Raw genomic sequence first — 19,481 nt, 5'->3', positions numbered from 1 at the left:
GCCTCCCTTTTGGCAATGACTAGGAGTCGCCACCCGAGCTGAATCGCATGATCAGGCCCAAACCGATGATCACAACACCCCACGTGATTCCGAGAATGATGGTGAAGCGGTTCAGGTTGCGCTCAGCTACGCCGGATGAACTCAATCCGGAGCTCATTCCGCCACCGAACATGTCGGACAAACCGCCGCCACGTCCCTTGTGCAAGAGGATGAGCAGCGTCAGCAGAAGGCTGGTGATGCCCAGCAGGATCTGCAGAATGACTTGAAGAACGTCCACGACGGCCTTTCGAAGAAGCGGAAAACGGGAGCCGGACTAGTCCGTGACGAGGTGGCTCTCGAACCTGACAATGTTAGCAAACTCGGCGGGGTCCAGGCTGGCGCCACCCACGAGCAATCCGTCAACGTCGCTTTCGGCCATGATGGCGGCAGCATTATTGGCCTTGACGGAGCCGCCATAAAGGAGGCGCGTCTTCCCTGCGACAGTCTCATCGAAGAGTTCGGCAAGCTCGGCGCGGATTGCAGCGCACATTTCCTGTGCGTCTTCCGGGCCAGCAACTTCGCCGGTACCGATGGCCCAGACGGGTTCGTAAGCCACAACGAGTTCAGCAGCTTGCTCAGCCGTGAGGCCTTCCACACCGGCACGCAGCTGGGCCAAGGTGTGTTCAACGTGTGTGCCGGCCTGACGGACTTCAAGGCCCTCACCTACGCACAGTACGGGAGTAAGTCCATGGCGGAAGGCGGCCTTGACCTTGGCGTTCAAAACCTCGTCAGACTCGTTGTGGATAGTGCGGCGCTCACTGTGGCCCACCAATACGTAGGCACAGCCCAACTTGCTGAGGAACTGACCGGAGATATCACCCGTGTAAGCGCCGGAGTCGAACTGGGACAGATCCTGGCCACCGTAGACAATTTCCAGTTCATCACCCTGTACGAGTGTCTGGACACCGCGGAGGTCGGTGAACGGAGGGAATACTGCAACCTCCGCACGGTTGTAGTCGTGCTTGGCGTCTGACAGTGTCCACGCGAGCTTCTGCAGCAAGGTGATGCCCTGGACGTGGTCCATGTTCATCTTCCAGTTGCCGGCGATGAAGGGCTTGCGGATGAAGTTGCCGTTAGCAGAGGTAGTCACATGAACTCCAAAAAATGCGTTGAGATATGGAACGACCGGCAGGACGCGGTAGCGCCCTGCCGGTCGGTTGATGCTTAGCGGTCCAGGACGCTCAGACCGGGAAGTTCCTTGCCTTCAAGGTATTCCAAGCTGGCACCGCCACCGGTGGAAATGTGGCCGAACTGCGAATCCTCGAAGCCGAGGGTGCGGACGGCTGCGGCGGAATCGCCACCACCAACCACGGTGAACGCAACCGTATCCGTAAGTGCCTGCGCAATGGCGCGCGTGCCGCTGGAGAAGGCTTCGAATTCGAAGACGCCCATGGGGCCGTTCCAGAACACGGTTTTGGCCCCCTCGATCTGGGCCGCGAATGCCGCTGCGGATTCCGGGCCGATGTCCAGGCCGATGCCGGAAGCACCAAAGGTGCTGTCCTCTATGGCGTCTGCCTTAACGACCTCGTGTTCAGCATCCGCAGCGAAACGGCTGGCGACCACAACATCGGTTGGGATCACGAACGACGTTCCGGCATCGGATGCGCGCTTGAGGTAGTCCTGGACCACCGGAATCTGGTCTTCCTCGAGGAGGCTGCCCGCCACCTTATGCCCGGCTGCTGCCAGGAAGGTAAACAGCATGCCGCCGCCAACAAGGATGGTGTCAGCCTTGCCCAACAGGTTGTCAATGACTGCCAACTTGTCAGAAACCTTGGAGCCACCAAGAACCACAACGTAGGGACGTTGCGTATCCGTTGTGAGCTTCCGGAGAACCTCTACTTCGGTGTGCACAAGATCGCCCAGGTATGACGGCAACCGGGTTGCGACATCGAAGACGCTGGCGTGCTTGCGGTGCACCGCGCCAAAGGCGTCGTCAACATACGCGCCGTTGGTCCCCGTCAGGGCAACCAGCTCATCAGCGAAGGCGCCGCGCTCGGCGTCGTCCTTACTGGTTTCGCGGGCATCGAAGCGAACGTTTTCCAAGACGAGTACTTCGCCGTCCTGGAGACCGGCCGCGAGCTCCTTCGCGGAGTCCCCCACCGTGTCGTTGGCCAACTGGACCTTGAAGTCCGCGAGCTCCGCCAAGCGGGCCGCAGCGGGCTTGAGCGAGTACTTGTCCTCGGGGGCGCCCTTGGGGCGTCCGAGGTGTGCGGTTACGAGCACACGGGCACCGGCGTCCGAGAGCTTCTTGAGGACCGGTAGGGAGGCCTTGATGCGGCCGTCATCGGTCACTGCAGAGCCGTCGAGCGGCACATTCAGGTCACTTCTGACCAAAATGTACCGCCCGCGGACACCTTCAGCGATGAGCTCGTTGAGGGTGTGAGATGTCATGTGTCTACCCTAGCCCAGCTTGGATGCGACAAGCTCCGTGAGGTCTACGAGGCGGTTGGAGTAACCCCACTCGTTGTCATACCAGGAAACAACCTTGACCTGGTTGCCGATGACCTTGGTGAGGCCGGAATCGAAGATGGAGGACGCGGGGTCTCCGACGATGTCCGAGGACACGATAGGGGCATCCGTGTAGCTGAGGATTCCGGCGAACTGCTCGGACTCAGCGGCAGCCTTGACGGCAGCGTTGACTTCCTCAACCGTGACTTCGCGGGAAACGGTGACCGTGAGGTCCGTGGCGGAACCCGTGGGGACGGGAACGCGAATGGCGTAACCGTCCAGCTTGCCCTTCAGTTCCGGCAGGACCAGGCCGATAGCCTTGGCTGCACCGGTTGAGGTGGGAACCATGTTGATGGCGGCAGCACGGGCGCGGCGGAGATCGCCGTGCGGGCCGTCCTGCAGGTTCTGGTCTGCGGTGTAGGCGTGGACCGTGGTCATCAGGCCACGCTCGATGCCGAAAGCGTCATTGACAACCTTGGCCAGCGGGCCGAGGCAGTTGGTGGTGCAGGATGCGTTGGAGATGATGTTGTGCGTTGCGGGATCGTAGAGATCCTGGTTGACGCCCATAACGATGGTGATGTCTTCGTCGCTGGCGGGTGCCGAAATGAGGACCTTCTTGGCGCCGGCATCGATGTGCTTCTGCGCGGCTGCTGCCTTGGTGAAGAAACCGGTTGACTCGATGACGATGTCTACGCCCAGCTCGCCCCAAGGGAGGTTGGCGGGATCGCGCTCGGCCAGAACGGTGATGGACTTGCCATCGACTACCAGGTTGCCATCAACAACCTCCACGGACTGCGTGAGGCGGCCACCGACGGAGTCGTACTTCAGGAGGTGGGCGAGAGTCTCGGGGCTGGTGAGGTCGTTCACTGCCACGATCTCAAGGTCTGCGCCTTGGGCCAGTGCTGCGCGGAAGTAGTTACGGCCGATGCGGCCGAAGCCGTTGATACCAATACGGGTGGTCACTATGTGTCAATCTCCTTGGTGCTCTTGCAAGCACGCCTAGTGAGTCGGATCAAATATTTCCAACTAACAGACCCCGCACGTCTTTGGGCAGAGGTGATTATCAGATCGGAGGGCGACCAGCCACGTTGCTGAAGGCTAACCGCCTTCCGTGATCCATCTTACGTTTAACTAAGCCTGCCCCCGCAACTGCGGAGGCAGGCTTTCCAGCATTTGGCCCCAATTCACGCCAAAAGTGACTTTTGTTACATTCGCGTGAACCGGGACTCACCAACTAGAGGACGATGAGGCCCGTGGCGTTGGCGCGGGCAGCTTCGAAGCGCTTGGCGACGTCGGCCCAGTTGACGATGTTCCAGAAGGCCTTGACGTAGTCAGCCTTGACGTTGACGTAGTCCAGGTAGAAGGCGTGCTCCCACATGTCCAGCATCAGCAGCGGGGTGGTGCCCACTGCCACGTTGCCCTGCTGATCGTAGAGCTGCTCGATGAGCAGGTTTCCACCGATGGGCTCGTATGCCAGGAAGGCCCAGCCGGAACCCTGCAGGCCCAGTGCAGCCGCGCTGAACTGGGCACGGAAAGCATCGAAGGAGCCGAAAGCGTCGTCAATGGCAGCAGCCAGTTCGCCTTCGGGCTTGTCGCCGCCGTCCGGGGAGATGTTGTTCCAGAACACGGAGTGGTTGATGTGCCCACCGGTGTGGAACGCGAGGTCCTTGGAGAGGCGGTTGATGTTGGCGAAATCATTCTTCTCGCGCGCTTCGGCCAGCTGGGCGAGGGCGTTGTTGGCGCCTGCAACGTATGCCGCATGGTGCTTGCTGTGGTGCAGCTCCATGATCTTTGCCGAAATGTGCGGCTCGAGTGCTGCGTAGTCGTAGCCGAGCTCGGGCAGAACGTACTCTGTCACGAAATCCTCCAATGTAATGGACTCACGTCCGGGTTGGTAACTCTCGTTATGTCATCCGGCCAGCGGGCCGGCCGGAAATCCTTGGTGAAGAAGACTGTTCATGCCTCCACCGGGAACAACCGGCGGTGGCCTCGCAGTATTTCCTTCACACTTTTCGATTCTATGGGTGTGCTCTACTCGTCCATCATTTCCGGAGTCACATTTGCCTCAGTGCCCGGAATGCCCAAATCCAGGGCGCGTTTGTCTGCCATGGCCAGGAGCCGGCGAATACGGCCAGCTATGGCGTCCTTGGTCATGGGTGGATCGGCAAGGCGGCCGAGTTCATCCAGGCTTGCCTGCTTGTGGGCCACGCGAAGCTCCCCGGCGTACTTGAGATGGTCCGGAACGTCGTCGCCAAGGATCTCCAACGCACGGTCCACCCTGGCGCCCGCTGCTACTGCCGCCTGGGCCGAGCGACGCAGATTGGCGTCATCAAAGTTGGCAAGCCTGTTGGCCGTTGCCCGGACTTCCTTTCGCATGCGCCGTTCTTCCCAGACCATCAGGGCGTCATGGGCGCCCATGCGTGTCAGGAGGGTAGCAATAGTGTCGCCGTCACGGATGACCACACGGTCCACGCCGCGAACTTCACGTGCTTTGGCCTGAATCCCAAGCCGGCGGGCAGCACCGACTAGCGCCAACGCGGACTCAGGGCCCGGGCACGTCACTTCGAGTGACGACGATCGCCCTGGTTCAGTGAGTGAGCCATGGGCAAGGAAAGCGCCCCGCCACACGGCCTCAGCATCGGCCGCTGAACCGTTGACCACTGCGGAGGGAAGGCCCCGGACAGGACGTCCACGGCCATCCAACAAGCCCGTTTGGCGGGCAAGTGCCTCGCCGTCGCGCACTACGCGGACCACGTAGCGGCTCCCCCGGCGCAATCCTCCGCCGGAAACAACGATGATTTCGCTCTGATGCCCGTAGACTTCAGCGATCGCTGCCCGGAGACGACGGGCGGTGGAGGCGAGGTCAACTTCAGCCTCGATGACGATCCGCCCCGAAATAATGTGCAAGCCGCCTGCGAAACGCAGCATTGCCGAAACCTCCGCTTTGCGGACGGAAGATTTCTTGATGTCCAGCCGGGACAGTTCGTCCTTGACCGACGCAGTAAGTGCCATCGCGTATTCCTAACTGTTCCCGAAAATATCGTGGTACGCCGCTGCCAGCAGCAGTGGATCATGGACGGGGCGGCGCCTCGACGCCCCTACTCTACCCAACACCACTTCGGCGCCGATCATCGCGGCCGCCTTCTCAAAGGCCTTGCGATCCTGCACGGCCGCGGGATCCGCCAGGACGACGTCCACCGTGAACTCAGGCGCATAGCGGCGCAGGACATCCAAGTGATCCGCTGCGGTCATGCCCGAGGTTTCTTTGGTTTCAACGTCCAGGTTCATGGTGAGACAGCGTTTGGCAGCGGTATCGCCCAAGGCCCGACGAAGCTCGGGCAACAGCAAATGCGGCAAAACCGAGGTATACCAAGAGCCGGGGCCCAGGATGACCCAATCAGCAAGCTCAATCGCGGTGAGTGCTTCGGTGCAGGCAGGAGCGGATTCGGGCAGGAGCCTGACTTCTTCCAGCTTTCCCGCCACGGCACACTTCGCCTGCCCCCGAACCGTCCTCAGTTCGTGGCCACCATCGGGCAACTCCATGCGCGCCTTGCCCTCAATGGTGAGGGGAACGCTGGACATCGGCAGTACTTGTCCGCGGGCACCCAGCAGTGCTCCGGCCCACTTCAGGCCGGCAACGGTGTCCCCCAAAAGCTCCCACAGTGTAACGATGAGCAGGTTGCCCATGGCGTGGTTGTCCAGCGAGCCGCCCTTCGCCGAACCCGCTTCAAAGCGGTGCTGCATGACATCGCGCCAGGTCCGGCCCCAGTCGGTGTCATCACACAGGGCGCTCAGGGCCATCCGCAGGTCTCCGGGCGGGAGGACGCCGTACTCATCGCGGAGACGCCCGGAACTGCCGCCGTCGTCCGCCACTGTGACGATTGCCGTCAGCTCCGAGGTGAGCAGACGCAAGGCAGACAGAGACGCCGCGAGGCCATGACCGCCGCCCAAGGCCACCACGGAGGGGCTCTTCTTCTGCTGGCTGCCGGGGACGCCCTTGGGCGGAATAAGTGGCAGCGGGCCCGTCAGAACCCCCACTACTCGCGTCCCAGGTCGCGGTGGGTGGTGGTCACGGTGACGCGCGGGTACTGCGCCAGGCGCTTCGAAAGTTCCATGGCGACTGCCACCGAACGGTGCTTGCCGCCTGTGCATCCAACTGCCAGCGTGGCGTAGTGCTTGTTCTCCTGGCGGTAACCGTCCAGGACAGGCTCCAAAGCCCGCACATAGCGGTCCACGAACTCCTGAACACCCTCCGCGCCCAGGACGTAATCGCTGACATCCTCATCCAAGCCCGTATGCGGCCGCAATTGGGGAACCCAGTGCGGGTTGGGGATGAAGCGGGCGTCGGCCACGAAATTCGCGTCCACGGGCAGCCCGTATTTGAAGCCAAAGCTCATGACGTTCAAGCGAAGTGTCACCGGCCCGGTATCGCTGAACAGTTCCGTGATGGCCGTAGCCAAGCCGTGGACGTTGAACTCGGAGGTGTCCAGAACGACGTCGGCGTGTTCGCGCAGTTCACGGAGGACCTCACGCTCGATGCCGATGCCGTCGAGGATCCTTCCCCCGCCCTGCAGCGGATGCGGGCGGCGCCCCTGCTCGAAGCGCCGGACCAGGACGTCGTCGTTGGCGTCCAGGAAGAGTACCCGGAAGGTGATGCCGCTCGCGCTCAGCGCCCCCAAAGCCGTCTGGATGTCAGTGAAGAGGTCCTTGCTGCGAACGTCCACCACTACGGCAAGTTTGGGAATCGACTTCGGGGCATGTGACACAATTTCGGCCAAAGTGCCCAGCATTTGCGGAGGAAGGTTGTCCACGACGTACCAGCCGTGGTCCTCCAAAGCATCGGAGGCGGTGCTGCGTCCGGCGCCCGACATGCCGGTTACCACCAACAATTCCGCTTCAGGTGGCTTGACGGGCGTCAGGCCGTCCTGCTCCGTGCCGGACTTTGCCGTAGCCTCATCCATCAGTTGTCCCCGTTTCGTCGGAAGTGGTCATTCGAAAAGCTCGTGGCAGCCGCCTGGGAAGGAGGTCGCATATGGCCCGTTTCAGGCGTCCGGCATCAATGGTGCGCCGACCGGCCAGGTTCTTACCCTAGCTAAGATTCGAGGATTTCGCCGGTGGTCATGTTAACCGCCGGCGCCCTTTCACCTGCGTCTTCGGTGGACCCAAGGTGCTGTACCACGGCAGCGGCCAGCGCGGGCCCGATGCCCTTGGCAGAGGTGAGTTCCTCCACGGACGCGGCCTTGATCTTCTTGAGCGAGCCAAAATGGGCTACCAAAGCCTTGCGTTTTGCCTCGCCCAGGCCCGGTACGCCGTCCAGGACGGAAACTGTCATCGCCTTGCCGCGCTTCTGCCGGTGGAAAGTAATGGCAAAGCGGTGGGCTTCGTCACGGATCCGTTGCAGGAGATACAACCCCTGCGATGTTCGGGGCAGGATGACGGGGAAGTCACTGTCAGGCAGCCAAACTTCCTCGAGCCGCTTGGCGAGACCCACCACGTAAACATCATCAATACCCAACTCAGCAAGGGCACGGGCCGCAGCATTGACCTGCGGCTGCCCACCATCCACCACAACCAAGTTGGGCGGGTAGGCAAACTTGGCCTTCGGCGCTGGTACGTCAAGGTCCGACGGCGGCAGCTCAGTGCCGCTCTTGGCGCCTGCACGCGTCGGGTTGACGATCTCGCCGGAAACGATGGGGACCTGTGCAGCCTTATCCGTCAGGTAGTGCCTGAACCGACGGGTCAGGACGTCGTGCATGGCCGCAGTATCGTCCGTTGCTGCCGCACCCGTAATGGAGAATTTCCGGTAGTCGGACTTTTTGGGCAGTCCGTCTTCCACCACCACCATGGAAGCCACCACGTTGGTGCCTTGGACATGGGAGATATCGAAGCACTCGATCCGCAGGAGCGGAACCGGGATCTCCAGGGCCTCCTGAAGTTCCTGAAGGGCAAGCGAGCGGACCGTAATGTCTCCTGCGCGCCGGGTCTTGTGCAGCTTCAGGGCTTGCTCGGCATTCTCGCGCACAGTGGACATCAGGGCGGCCTTGTCGCCGCGCTGAGGGACACGGATGTCCACCCTGGCGCCACGCAAGCCGCCAAGCCATTCCATCAATTCAGCATGGTTGCTGGGGTTCTCGGGAACCAGGACTTCCCGGGGAATGCGGCCTTGGACTTCACTGTCCTCGCCGTAGACCTGCTGCAGCAAGTGTTCGATGAGTTCGGGAGTGGTGGCATCCTCCACCTTTTCCACCACCCAGCCGCGCTGCCCACGGACACGGCCGCCGCGCACGTGGAACACCTGAACGGACGCTTCGAGTTCGTCCTCGTGGAGAGCGAAGACGTCAGCGTCCGTGTCCTCCGCGAGCACCACTGCGTTCCGTTCAAAGACCTTGCGGAGGGCAATGATGTCGTCCCTCAGCCCCGCCGCGCGCTCGTAGTCCAGTTCGGCAACGGCGGCAGCCATGTCTTTTTCCAAGCGGCTGATAAAACGTTTGGCTTCGCCGCCCATGAAGGAGCAGAAGTCCTCAGCGAGGCCGCGGTGCTCATCAGGGGTGACCCGTCCCACACAGGGTGCCGAGCATTTGTCGATATATCCCAGAAGGCAGGGCCGGCCGCTGGACTCAGCCCGCTTGAAGACGCCCGCGCTGCAACTCCGGACAGGGAAAACCCGCAAGAGCGTATCCATGGTTTCCCTGATGGCACCGGCTGTGTAGGGGCCGAAGTACCTGGTGCCCTTCCTTCTTTCACCACGCATGACCTGCACCCTGGGGTACTTCTCCCCCATGGTGACAGCCAGATAGGGGTAGGTCTTGTCGTCCCTGAACACCACGTTGAACCGTGGCTTGAATTCCTTGATCCACGTGTATTCCAGCTGCAGCGATTCCAGCTCACTACCCACCACGGTCCACTCAACACTGCTGGCCGCGTGGACCATTGCATGGGTCTTGGGGAGAAGCCCTGAGGGGTTGGCGAAGTAAGAATTCAGCCTGGAGCGGAGGTTCTTTGCCTTGCCCACATAGATGACTCGACCGTGGGGGTCGCGGAAACGATAGACGCCCGGCGTAGTGGGAATTTCACCCGTTTGGGGCCGGTAACTTGCTGGATCTGCCACTGTTCCAGTCTAGTGAACGGGAGCGACAGTCTTTGCCAGGAGCCGGGTTGCCAGGCCTTAGTCGACCGATTTGCTTTGGTTGTAGCTCGTGGACCGTTCCTGCCCGCTGAGCAACGCAATGGCATCCATGATTTTATCCGTGACTTCGCGGCGGGCCGGCAGCGAATGGTCCGGGCCCGTCTTGTCGAAGTAGAGAGGTTCTCCCACCTTCATGGTGAAGTGCTGCGGGCGAACCGCATTCTTGTCCGCAGGCTGCAACTTCTCGGTCCCGATCAGACCGACCGGGATTACCGGGGCACCTGTGGTCAAGGCGAGCCACCCCACGCCGGTCCTGCCACGGTAGAGAATGCCGTCTCGGGACCGGGTGCCTTCAGGGTAAATGCCGATGCCCTTCCCGGATTCCAAGATGTCCAGCAATGTTTTGAGCGCCTGCACGCTGGCCGCCTGTTCACCGCGCTCAACGGGAATGGAACCTACTGCCTCGAAGAACGACTTCATCACGGCGCCTTTGACGCCCTTGGTGGTGAAGTATTCAGCCTTGGCAAAAAAGGCAACAGGCCGGGGCATGAGTGCCTGGACAATGACACTGTCCAGGAAGGACAGGTGATTCGGCGCTACGATGAATGGCCCATCCTTGGGAACGTTCTCCAGTCCAATGACCGTTGGACGGCACGTGGAGGAAATCAGGCCACGGGTTGTCCAGCGGATCGCATCAAAGACTGCCATCGTTTTGTACCTCGCTCAGGGCTGCCGCGCGGACAGCGTCAAGTTCTTCAATTTTGCTGCGAAGCTCCAGGGCAGTGCTTACTACGGCGACTGCTCCGGCTTCCTCAAGTTCACCGTCCGGGGCGAAACCCCAACTGACCCCGATGCAATCCAATCCGTTGGCCAAAGCACCCGCGACGTCTTGATGCCTGTCCCCCACCATGACGGCCGGCTGGGAGTGAAGATCCTTCAAGGCCGCGCCCACGATCTCAACTTTGCCGGACGCCGTATTTGCTTTGAGGGATTCGTCGTCCGCAGCACCTCGGATGGAGACGAAGAAGTCTGCAATTTTGTGGTGCTCAAGCACTAGCCGTGCAATTGACTGCGGCTTCTGGGTGGCTACCGCGACAGGCCGGCCGGTCTCCGCGAAATACTCAAGGAGGTCGAAGACGCCTGGGTACAGCTTGCTCTGGCCAATGCCGGTTTCTTTGTAGTGACGCCGGTATCGCTCAATGGTTTCATCCACTAATTCGCCCGGGACGTCGGCCAAATGCAGAAGGGAATCGCTGAGTTTAGGACCCACCATGGAATTCAGCACTGCTTGTTCCGGAACAGGAAGGTCCATTTCCCGGAGGGCCGCAGAGATGCCTCCCGTGATACCACCGGCAGGATCGACAAGGGTGCCGTCCAGATCGAATATTACGGGCACCGTTGTTTGAGTCACCGGGTTAGTTTCTCACGAGTAGCGGCATGCCTGAAACTCGCATGCCGCTACGGGAATACTTCCAAGGTCTCGGAGATATTCCTCTGACGGCCTCCAGGCCGTCCCGTAAGTAACTAACTCAGAATCTCAGCCAAGAAGGTCGCTGTGTGGCTGTCGGTGGATTTTGCCACCTGCTCAGGCGTTCCCGTGGCCACGATCTTTCCGCCGCCTGAACCGCCATTGGGGCCGAGGTCTACAATCCAGTCCGCGGATTTAATGACGTCCAGGTTGTGCTCAATGGTGATCACCGTATTGCCCTTGTCCACCAAGCCCTGAAGAACCATGAGCAGCTTGCGGATGTCTTCAAAGTGCAGGCCCGTGGTGGGTTCATCCAGGACATAGATGCTGCGACCGTTGGAACGCTTCTGGAGCTCGGCAGCCAGCTTCACACGCTGGGCCTCGCCGCCGGACAGAGTGGTTGCCGGCTGGCCAAGCCTGACGTAGCCAAGGCCGACATCCACCAGGGTGTTCAGATGCCGTGCGATCGGAGTGAAAGCAGCGAAGAACTCCGCGCCTTCCTCGATGGGCATGTTGAGGACGTCGGCAATGGTCTTGCCCTTGTAATGAACTTCAAGGGTCTCCCGGTTGTACCTGGCGCCGTGGCACACCTCGCAAGGAACATAGACATCCGGCAGGAAGTTCATCTCGATCTTCAACGTACCGTCGCCTGAACAGGCTTCGCAGCGCCCGCCCTTGACGTTGAACGAGAACCGTCCGGGCTGGTATCCACGTACCTTGGCTTCGGTTGTCTCAGCGAAGAGTTTCCGAATGTTGTCAAAGACGCCGGTGTAGGTGGCCGGGTTGGATCGGGGTGTACGGCCGATGGGGCTTTGATCTACGTGGACCACCTTGTCCAGGTGCTCAAGTCCGGCCACCGTGCGGTGACGTCCTGCAACCTGCTTGGCGCCGTTGAGTTTGTTAGCGAGCACCTTGTAGAGGATCTCGTTCACCAACGTGGACTTGCCGGAACCACTAACGCCGGTCACGGCGGTAAAGAGTCCCAGGGGGAACGTGGCGTCCACGTTGTCGAGGTTGTTCTCCCTGGCGCCCACAACCTTGAGTTCACGCTTTTTGTCGTACTTGCGGCGCTTGGCGGGGACATCAATCTTCCGGCGTCCGGAGAGGTAGTCACCCGTCAGCGAATCGGTGTTCTCCAGGAGTTCCTTGTAGGTTCCGGAGTGCACCACCTGGCCTCCGTGTTCGCCGGCGCCAGGTCCGATGTCTACCACCCAGTCGGCTTCGTGGATGGTGTCTTCGTCATGCTCCACCACGATCAGGGTGTTGCCAAGGTCCCGGAGGCGTGTGAGCGTCTCGATCAGCCGCCGGTTGTCTCGTTGGTGCAAGCCAATGGATGGCTCATCCAAAACGTACAAGACGCCCACCAGGCCGGAACCGATTTGGGTGGCCAATCGGATGCGTTGTGCCTCGCCGCCGGACAAGGTCCCGGAGGGGCGCTCAAGGTTGAGGTACTCCAAGCCGACGTCCAGGAGGAAGGTCAGGCGGGCCTGGATTTCCTTCAACACCTGGTTGGCAATCTGGGCTTCCCTGTTGGTCAGGGTAAGGCTGCCCAGGAACTCGGCGCACTCACGCATCGGAAGGGCAGCAACCTCGGCGATGGACTTCCCGTTGATGAGCACGGACAACGACGCCGGGTTGAGGCGCGCACCGTTGCACTCAGGGCAGGGAATCTGACGCATGTACTCTTCGTACCGGTCGCGGGCCCAGTCGGAATCCGTTTCCCCGTGCTTACGGTGGACGTACTGAATGGCACCTTCAAAGCCGGTGCTGTACTTACGCTCACGACCAAAACGGTTCTTGTACTGGACAACAACCTTGTGGTCCTTGCCATGAAGCACGGTATTGCGGACGTCCTTGGGCAGCTTCTCCCATGATGTCTTCATGGAGAAGCCCAGCTCGTGCGCCAGGCCTTCGAGGAGCCTGTTCCAGTACTCCGTCGTCGCTGTGCCGAGGGCCCAAGGGGCAATGGCGCCCTCACCCAGGGAGAGCTCCGGATTGGGAACGATCAGCTCTTCATCCACTTCCAGCCGGGTGCCAATGCCGCTACAAGCGGAGCAGGCGCCGAAGGGGTTGTTGAACGAGAACGAGCGGGGTTCAATTTCGTCGATGGCCAAAGGGTGCTCGTTGGGGCACGCCAGGTTCTCCGAGAAGGCGCGGATACGCTCGGGATCCTCAGCATCGAGGTCCACGAACTCCACCAACACCCGGCCTTCTGCAAGGCCAAGAGCCGTCTCCACGGAATCGGTGAGCCGCTGGCTGATCTCCTCCTTGACCACCAAACGGTCCACCACAACCTCGATGGTGTGCTTGAACTGTTTGCCCAGCTTGGGAGGATCGCTCAGCTGAACCAGTTCGCCGTCTACACGGGCGCGGGAATAACCCTTCGCGGTCAGTTCCTTGAAGAGGTCAACAAATTCACCCTTGCGCCCTCGAACAACAGGAGCCAGGACCTGGAATCGCGTGCCCGGATCCAGTTCCAGGAGCTGATCCACAATCTGTTGCGGCGTCTGCCGGGCGATGGGCTCGCCACATACGGGACAGTGCGGACGGCCAACGCGCGCCCACAGCAAACGCATATAGTCGTAAATTTCGGTGATGGTGCCAACCGTGGAACGCGGATTCTTGCTGGTGGACTTCTGGTCGATAGACACTGCCGGAGACAGGCCCTCGATGAAATCGACATCAGGCTTGTCCACCTGGCCAAGGAACTGGCGCGCGTACGCGGACAATGACTCCACATACCGACGCTGGCCCTCCGCAAAGATAGTGTCGAAAGCCAAGGATGACTTGCCGGAACCGGAGAGTCCCGTGAACACGATCATGGCGTCACGGGGGAGATCGAGATCCACGTTTCGCAAGTTGTGTTCCCGGGCACCCTTGACCACCAAGCGGGAAAGATCCGGCTTGGCGGGTTTGGCAACGGGAAGGACGGAGACGCCTTTAGAGGCATCCATGGCGGTATCTTCAGCTAAGGCTTTGGGCACCTACCAATGCTAATCGAAAACTTCTTCGAATTTCCATGTCGTGCCTCACATGCTACTGATCGGTATCAGTCGGCGTCATAAGCCGCAGCAAGAAGCTGCACTGCCTCGGCGAATGAAGCCCCCTGGGCCTTCGCGGCGGCGGCGTATTGTGCCGCGACGCCGGCCAGCGCTCCCCAACGATCATCCCGTGCGCAGACCACGGTGCCGTTGCGGCCCCGTGTTGCCACTACCCCTGCCGCTTCCAATTCCTTGTAAGCACGCGCAACCGTGTGCGGAGCGACGTCCAGCACCCCGGCCAGGTTGCGAACAGGAGGAAGCTTGGCGCCAACGGCAAGGACTCCGGCATCCACGAGTTCGATGATCCGCAATCTCAATTGATCAAAGAGCGCAACGGCACTGCTGGTGTTGGGGCGCCAGCTGCCCGGAAAATCGCCTGTGGGAGTCACGAGGAACTCCGGCCTGGTGCCGGTTCCACTTGGGGCATCTGCTGTTCGAAGCGTCCTTGGTCCATGCCGAGAATTAGACCAGCGACGTCGGCAAGGGACAAGCCGTGACGTTGCATGGAACCGAGCGTGCTGCGCAGGGGCGAAGCGTCTTGCCGGTTCATGCGGCCTTTTGGGCGACAGCAAAAATGCGACGGAACGGGAAGACCGTTCCGTGGCTCGTCGGGGGGTAGGCCTCGCGCAGCAGGGCTGAGTACTCTGCCTCGGAGTCAGCTGCCTCCTGCGCAGACAGGGCCGCCAGCACCGGACGCAGGCCCGTACCGCGGACCCACTCCAGGACGGGGTCCTCCCCCGGCAGCACCTGCTGGTAGGTGGTCTCCCAAGCGTCCGCCGCGCATCCGGCGTCGAGCATGATTCCCAAGTAGTCCGCAGGACTGCCCACTGCGCCATCGTGCCGAAGCACGCCGCCCAGCCGTGTGGACCACGTTCCCGACTCTGCCAGTTGCCGCATGAGCGTGTGGGACGGGGACGTAAAGTTTCCCGGCACCTGCATGGCAAACCACGCGCCCGGTTTGAGGGCGCGAAGCCAGCCGGCCAGCATCTCCTGATGACCGGGAACCCATTGGAGAGCGGCATTCGTCACCACGACGTCCGTATCAGCATCCGGAACCCACTCCGCGATGTCACCCTGCTTGAAGGCCAAGCGATTGGACCGTTGTCTGAGGGGCTCCGCTTTGAGGAGCATTTCCTCCGATGAGTCCAGACCCACCACGAGTGCCTCCGGCCAGCGGTCGGCCAGCGTTGCGGTCAGGTTCCCGGGGCCGCAGCCGAGATCAACAACCTTCTGTGGATCGTGGGCCCGGACCCTCGCCACGAGGTCATGGAACGGCCGGTCCCGATGGTTGCCGAATTCCACATACTTGGACGGGTCCCACTTCACGATAAGCCTCCTCGGATCGGGCATGCCTGCTGGGCCGAGCCTAAACCGTCCGGGCACTAAGCTGGAAACCAATGAAACTTCTTGAGCAGCTCCCCGGTTCCACCGCCACCGGTCCTTTGGACCCGGACGAAATCTACACACGGTTCGTGGAGTGGACTGAGAGCCGCGGGCTGCAGCTGTACCCGGCGCAGGACGAAGCGATCATGGAGCTCGCCTCCGGCGCGAACGTCATCCTGGCTACTCCTACCGGTTCCGGAAAGTCCCTGGTAGCCATCGCGGCGCACTTCGAGGCTATGTCTCGGGGCCAGCGGAGCTATTACACGGCTCCCATCAAGGCACTGGTGTCCGAAAAGTTCTTTGCACTCTGCGAGATCTTCGGCGCTGAAAACGTCGGCATGATCACCGGTGATTCCGGCGTGAACCAGGATGCACCCATCATCTGCTGCACGGCGGAAATCCTGGCCAACATCGCCCTCCGCGAAGGCTCGGCGGCAGAGCTGGGCTCCGTGATCATGGACGAGTTCCACTTCTACTCCGACCCGCAGCGCGGTTGGGCGTGGCAAGTACCGCTGCTGGAACTGCCCCAAGCGCAGTTCCTCCTGATGTCGGCCACGTTGGGCGACGTCTCGCGGTTCGAAACCGGTCTGACTGAGCTGACGGGCCGGACTACCACGACTGTAAGTTCAGCGGAACGACCCATTCCGCTGCACCACTACTACCACCTGACCCCTGTTCACGAGACGCTGGAAGAACTGCTCTCAACCAAGCAGGTTCCCGTGTACGTGGTTCACTTCAGCCAGGCGGAAGCCATTGAGCGTGCCCAGAACCTGATGAGCATCAACATGTGCAGCCGGGCAGAGAAGGACCGCATCGCCGAGTTGATCGCGGGATTCAGGTTCGCCGCCGGCTTCGGAAAGACCCTTAACAGGCTGGTCCGTCACGGCATTGGCGTCCACCACGCCGGTATGCTGCCGAAGTACCGCCGACTCGTGGAACAGCTCGCCCAAGCCGGCCTCCTCAAAGTGATCTGCGGAACCGATACTTTGGGGGTGGGCATCAACGTGCCCATCCGGACAGTGCTGTTGACGGCTCTGAGCAAGTACGACGGCGTACGCACCAGGTCTCTTAACTCCCGTGAGTTCCACCAGATTGCCGGCCGTGCGGGCCGCGCAGGCTACGACACCGCAGGCACAGTGGTGGTTCAGGCTCCGGACCACGTGGTTGAAAATACGAAAGCCATGGCCAAGGCCACAGCCAAGTTCGGCGATGACCAGAAGAAACTGCGCCAAGTGGTGAAGAAAAAGCCTCCGGAAGGATTCGTGTCCTGGGGCGAACCCACGTTCAAGCGACTCGTCGAGTCTGTGCCCGAGCCCTTGACGTCCAGCTTCACCGTTACCCATGCGATGCTGCTGAACCTCATGGAACGCCCGGGCGACCCCTTCCAGGCAACCCGGCGCCTGCTTAGTGAGAACCATGAGAGCCGTCCGGCGCAACTCAAGCTGATGAAGAAGGCCTTGGGGATCTACCGGGAACTTCTTGCCGCGGGTGTAGTGGAACGCATCCCGGAGGAGGAACAAGAGGCTGAGGGACGCTCAGTCCGGCTGACTGTCCATCTGCAAGCCAACTTTGCCCTCAACCAGCCGCTCTCCCCCTTCGCACTTGCTGCCCTGGAGCTGCTTGATCCGGAGTCTCCCTCCTACGCATTGGATGTTGTCTCTGTCATTGAGTCAACCCTGGAGAAACCGCGGCAGATCCTCTCCGCTCAGCAGAAGAAGGCCCGGGGCGAGGCAGTTGCGGCCATGAAGGCTGACGGCATTGAGTATGACCAGCGCATGGCCATGCTGGACGAAGTTACCTACCCCATGCCGCTGGCAGAGATTCTTGGTGAGGCCTTTGAGGTCTATCGCAAGGCAGCCCCCTGGGTGGGCGACTTCGAGCTTGCTCCGAAATCGATTATCCGGGACATGTACGAGCGTGCCATGAACTTCGGCGAGTTTGTGCAGTTCTATGGCTTGGCCCGCTCGGAGGGCATCGTCCTGCGCTATCTGGCGGACGGCTTCCGCGCGCTGAGGCAGACGGTTCCCCAGGATTCGCTCCGTGAGGACCTTGAAGATCTCATCGCCTGGTTGGGTGAGCTGGTACGCCAAGTGGATTCCAGCCTGCTGGATGAGTGGGAGGAGCTGACGTCCGGGCTCGCCCCCACACCCCATGACGCTCCCCCGCCCCCGCCGCCGCTGTTGACCGCCAACGTTCGAGCCTTCCGGGTAATGGTTCGGAACGAGATGTTCCGCAGGGTTGAGCTTTTTGCCGACGAGGACTCCGCCGCGTTGGGCGAACTCGACGCCGATGCCGGCTGGGATGCGGAGAGGTGGGAAGAGGTCCTGGACGATTACTTCGACGAACATGACGACATTGGCACGGGCCCTGACGCGAGGGGTCCCGGTTTGCTCATCATCAATGAGGAAACGGGGACGTGGAAGGTCCGCCAAATCTTCGACGATCCCGCGGGCAACCACGACTGGGGAATCTCTGCCGACATCGACTTGGCGGCGTCCGATGAGACCGGCACCGCCGTGGTCCGGGTGACAGACGTCAACAGGCTCTAGGTCCACGTGCAATGAAACCCGGTGCCATGGAATCCGTCCCGGATCTGACCGCCGGCCTGCGCGAGGTGGAAGCCCTGCGCAAAGAACAGCCGGCGGCCTGCAGCGGTTCACGTCGGTGGTGGGGTGGCGGCCTGGACGTCGAGGGTTTGGCGCTCGGTTCGGTTCAAAGCGCCGCCACAGCGCTCAACGCACTGACAGGTTCTCCCGGGAGATACTCGGTTGACTCAGGGCTGACGGCAGCATCCTTCGATTCGCTGGGCCACCTCCGGATTGCGGGCCGGACGGCCCAAGGCTTCGCACCCGCATCCGGGTTCCGGCGCACTGCGGACGGCTGGATCCGCCTTCACGCCAACTATCCCCATCATGCGGCCCGGTTGATGGAAGCGCTCTCGGCCACCGTCCCGCAGGACGTGGACAACGCGTTGCTGTCTATGACCTCCTTGGAGGCCGAGACTGCAATCGTGGCACATAAGGGAGCGGCTGCCGCTGTCCGGAGCCGCGAGGCATGGGTCTCCACCCATGCACTCTGCGGCAAGCTCCGGCCCTTGGATCAGCCTGACCCCCTCTAATATTGGGTCCTTGGATTCGAAGGCCCCGTCATGGACGCCGTCTGCGGACCCACTCCGGCCGTTGGACGGGCTTAAAGTGCTCGACCTGACGCGGGTCATCGCCGGACCTACGTCAACGCGCCTATTGGGTGCGCTGGGCGCGGACGTTCTGCGCATCGACCCGCCCCTCCTTCCGGAACTGAGCGATGCATTCATCGACGCCGGGTTCGACAAACGCAGCGCCGAAGCGGATCTCAGGAAGTCCGACGACCTGGCAGCTGTTCACGCTCTTGTGGCTTCAGCGGATGTGGTGATCACCGGGTACCGGGCCGGCGGCTTGGACAAATTCGGTTTAGCTCCGGATGCCCTGCTGGCTGCGAGGCCGGACCTTGTGGTGGTCACACTGACCGCTTGGGGCAGCAGCGGGCCATGGACGGGCAGGCGAGGCTTTGACAGCCTGGTTCAGGCAGCCTGCGGGATAGCGGAGCGGTATGGACAGAAGCACGACGACGGGTGGAAACCCGGGGCGCTCCCGGTACAGGCCTTGGACCACGCCACAGGTTACGGGCTCGCGGCGGCGGTGCTGGCTTTACTGGCGGAGCGATCAAGGACCGGAGCCGGTGGATCTGCGAGTCTCTCCTTGGCACGGACGGCCGAGGAGCTGTTCGCCGTGCCTTCCGGCTATCAGGGCATCCCCGTGAGCTCACTGCGGGAGCCGAACCTCCTCGGAGCAGACAGCCCCTACGGCCAGCTCACGTTTGTGGGGCCGCCCCTTCTGGTCGAGGGCGTCCCGCTCAGTTACCGGCAGCCACCTGTGCCTTACGGAACGTCCACGCTCGCCTGGCGGTAGGAAGCCAGCGAGCCCCTAGTAAGCTCGAA

At 61.6% G+C, this 19,481-nt stretch carries 18 protein-coding genes; 3 read left to right on the top strand and 15 right to left on the bottom strand.

Going from position 1 to position 19,481, the window contains the following annotated elements; translation table 11 throughout:
* Window positions 1-19 precede the first annotated feature (19 nt).
* The 15 genes from secG to ARUE_RS11180 all read right to left on the bottom strand — a co-directional run bounded on the left by secG (window position 20) and on the right by ARUE_RS11180 (window position 15,448).
* Entirely contained in the window at window positions 20-277 is a 258-nt protein-coding gene (gene secG, locus ARUE_RS11245) for a preprotein translocase subunit SecG (RefSeq protein WP_011774779.1), read from the bottom strand.
* 36 nt (window positions 278-313) lie between these two features.
* Window positions 314-1,129 carry a triose-phosphate isomerase gene (gene tpiA / locus ARUE_RS11240; RefSeq protein ID WP_011774778.1) on the bottom strand — a complete coding sequence of 272 codons (816 nt, stop codon included), beginning with the start codon at window positions 1,127-1,129 and terminating at the stop codon, window positions 314-316.
* 74 nt (window positions 1,130-1,203) lie between these two features.
* A complete protein-coding gene (locus ARUE_RS11235) occupies window positions 1,204-2,430 on the bottom strand; it encodes a phosphoglycerate kinase (RefSeq protein WP_011774777.1) in 1,227 nt (408 codons plus the stop codon).
* A 9-nt stretch (window positions 2,431-2,439) separates the two neighbouring features.
* Window positions 2,440-3,450 (bottom strand): type I glyceraldehyde-3-phosphate dehydrogenase, encoded by a 1,011-nt coding sequence (gap, locus tag ARUE_RS11230; RefSeq protein WP_014921872.1) that lies wholly within the window; start codon window positions 3,448-3,450, stop codon window positions 2,440-2,442.
* A gap of 271 nt (window positions 3,451-3,721) precedes the next feature.
* Entirely contained in the window at window positions 3,722-4,345 is a 624-nt protein-coding gene (locus tag ARUE_RS11225; protein ID WP_043470256.1) for a superoxide dismutase, read from the bottom strand.
* Window positions 4,346-4,518: 173 nt separating this feature from the next.
* Complete coding sequence (whiA, locus tag ARUE_RS11220) at window positions 4,519-5,499, bottom strand: DNA-binding protein WhiA (RefSeq protein WP_011774774.1); 981 nt, start codon at window positions 5,497-5,499, stop codon at window positions 4,519-4,521.
* A gap of 9 nt (window positions 5,500-5,508) precedes the next feature.
* The gene (locus ARUE_RS11215; RefSeq protein WP_011774773.1) at window positions 5,509-6,525 is read right to left on the bottom strand and encodes a gluconeogenesis factor YvcK family protein; all 1,017 of its coding nucleotides are present in this window, start codon (window positions 6,523-6,525) and stop codon (window positions 5,509-5,511) included.
* On the bottom strand, window positions 6,525-7,448 hold the full coding sequence (rapZ, locus tag ARUE_RS11210) for an RNase adapter RapZ (protein WP_011774772.1): 924 nt from the start codon (window positions 7,446-7,448) through the stop codon (window positions 6,525-6,527). The genes ARUE_RS11215 and rapZ overlap by 1 nt, the downstream gene beginning before the upstream one ends.
* Window positions 7,449-7,579: 131 nt before the next feature.
* A complete protein-coding gene (gene uvrC / locus ARUE_RS11205) occupies window positions 7,580-9,595 on the bottom strand; it encodes an excinuclease ABC subunit UvrC (RefSeq protein WP_014921870.1) in 2,016 nt (671 codons plus the stop codon).
* Between the two features lie 57 nt (window positions 9,596-9,652).
* Entirely contained in the window at window positions 9,653-10,321 is a 669-nt protein-coding gene (locus tag ARUE_RS11200) for a lysophospholipid acyltransferase family protein (protein WP_011774770.1), read from the bottom strand.
* Window positions 10,308-11,024 carry an HAD hydrolase-like protein gene (locus ARUE_RS11195; RefSeq protein WP_011774769.1) on the bottom strand — a complete coding sequence of 239 codons (717 nt, stop codon included), beginning with the start codon at window positions 11,022-11,024 and terminating at the stop codon, window positions 10,308-10,310. Before ARUE_RS11195 ends, ARUE_RS11200 begins: the two co-directional genes overlap by 14 nt.
* A 113-nt stretch (window positions 11,025-11,137) precedes the next feature.
* Window positions 11,138-14,065, bottom strand: a complete 2,928-nt coding sequence (uvrA, locus tag ARUE_RS11190) for an excinuclease ABC subunit UvrA (RefSeq protein WP_011774768.1) — start codon at window positions 14,063-14,065, stop codon at window positions 11,138-11,140.
* Between the two features lie 65 nt (window positions 14,066-14,130).
* Window positions 14,131-14,511 carry a GntR family transcriptional regulator gene (locus tag ARUE_RS11185; RefSeq protein WP_011774767.1) on the bottom strand — a complete coding sequence of 127 codons (381 nt, stop codon included), beginning with the start codon at window positions 14,509-14,511 and terminating at the stop codon, window positions 14,131-14,133.
* A complete protein-coding gene (locus ARUE_RS24130) occupies window positions 14,508-14,672 on the bottom strand; it encodes a hypothetical protein (RefSeq protein WP_014921868.1) in 165 nt (54 codons plus the stop codon). The genes ARUE_RS11185 and ARUE_RS24130 overlap by 4 nt, the downstream gene beginning before the upstream one ends.
* Window positions 14,669-15,448, bottom strand: a complete 780-nt coding sequence (locus tag ARUE_RS11180) for a trans-aconitate 2-methyltransferase (protein ID WP_043470253.1) — start codon at window positions 15,446-15,448, stop codon at window positions 14,669-14,671. Before ARUE_RS11180 ends, ARUE_RS24130 begins: the two co-directional genes overlap by 4 nt.
* A 71-nt stretch (window positions 15,449-15,519) precedes the next feature.
* Between ARUE_RS11180 and ARUE_RS11175 the strand changes: the two genes are divergently transcribed.
* From ARUE_RS11175 to ARUE_RS24975, 3 genes are read left to right on the top strand one after another with little or no spacing between them, the layout of a single operon-like run.
* Window positions 15,520-18,054 (top strand): DEAD/DEAH box helicase, encoded by a 2,535-nt coding sequence (locus tag ARUE_RS11175; RefSeq protein ID WP_014921866.1) that lies wholly within the window; start codon window positions 15,520-15,522, stop codon window positions 18,052-18,054.
* Window positions 18,055-18,065: 11 nt separating this feature from the next.
* Window positions 18,066-18,623: a hypothetical protein gene (locus ARUE_RS24980; protein ID WP_353580051.1), complete on the top strand. Its 558-nt coding sequence runs from the start codon at window positions 18,066-18,068 to the stop codon at window positions 18,621-18,623.
* A gap of 10 nt (window positions 18,624-18,633) precedes the next feature.
* The gene (locus tag ARUE_RS24975; RefSeq protein ID WP_353580049.1) at window positions 18,634-19,452 is read left to right on the top strand and encodes a CoA transferase; all 819 of its coding nucleotides are present in this window, start codon (window positions 18,634-18,636) and stop codon (window positions 19,450-19,452) included.
* Window positions 19,453-19,481: the final 29 nt, after the last annotated feature.

It is taken from the genome of Arthrobacter sp. Rue61a (genome assembly GCF_000294695.2).
Lineage (GTDB): Bacteria > Actinomycetota > Actinomycetes > Actinomycetales > Micrococcaceae > Arthrobacter > Arthrobacter aurescens_A.
The sequence above is the reverse complement of the archived record's forward strand: the minus strand, read 5'-3'. Positions and strand labels throughout refer to the sequence as shown.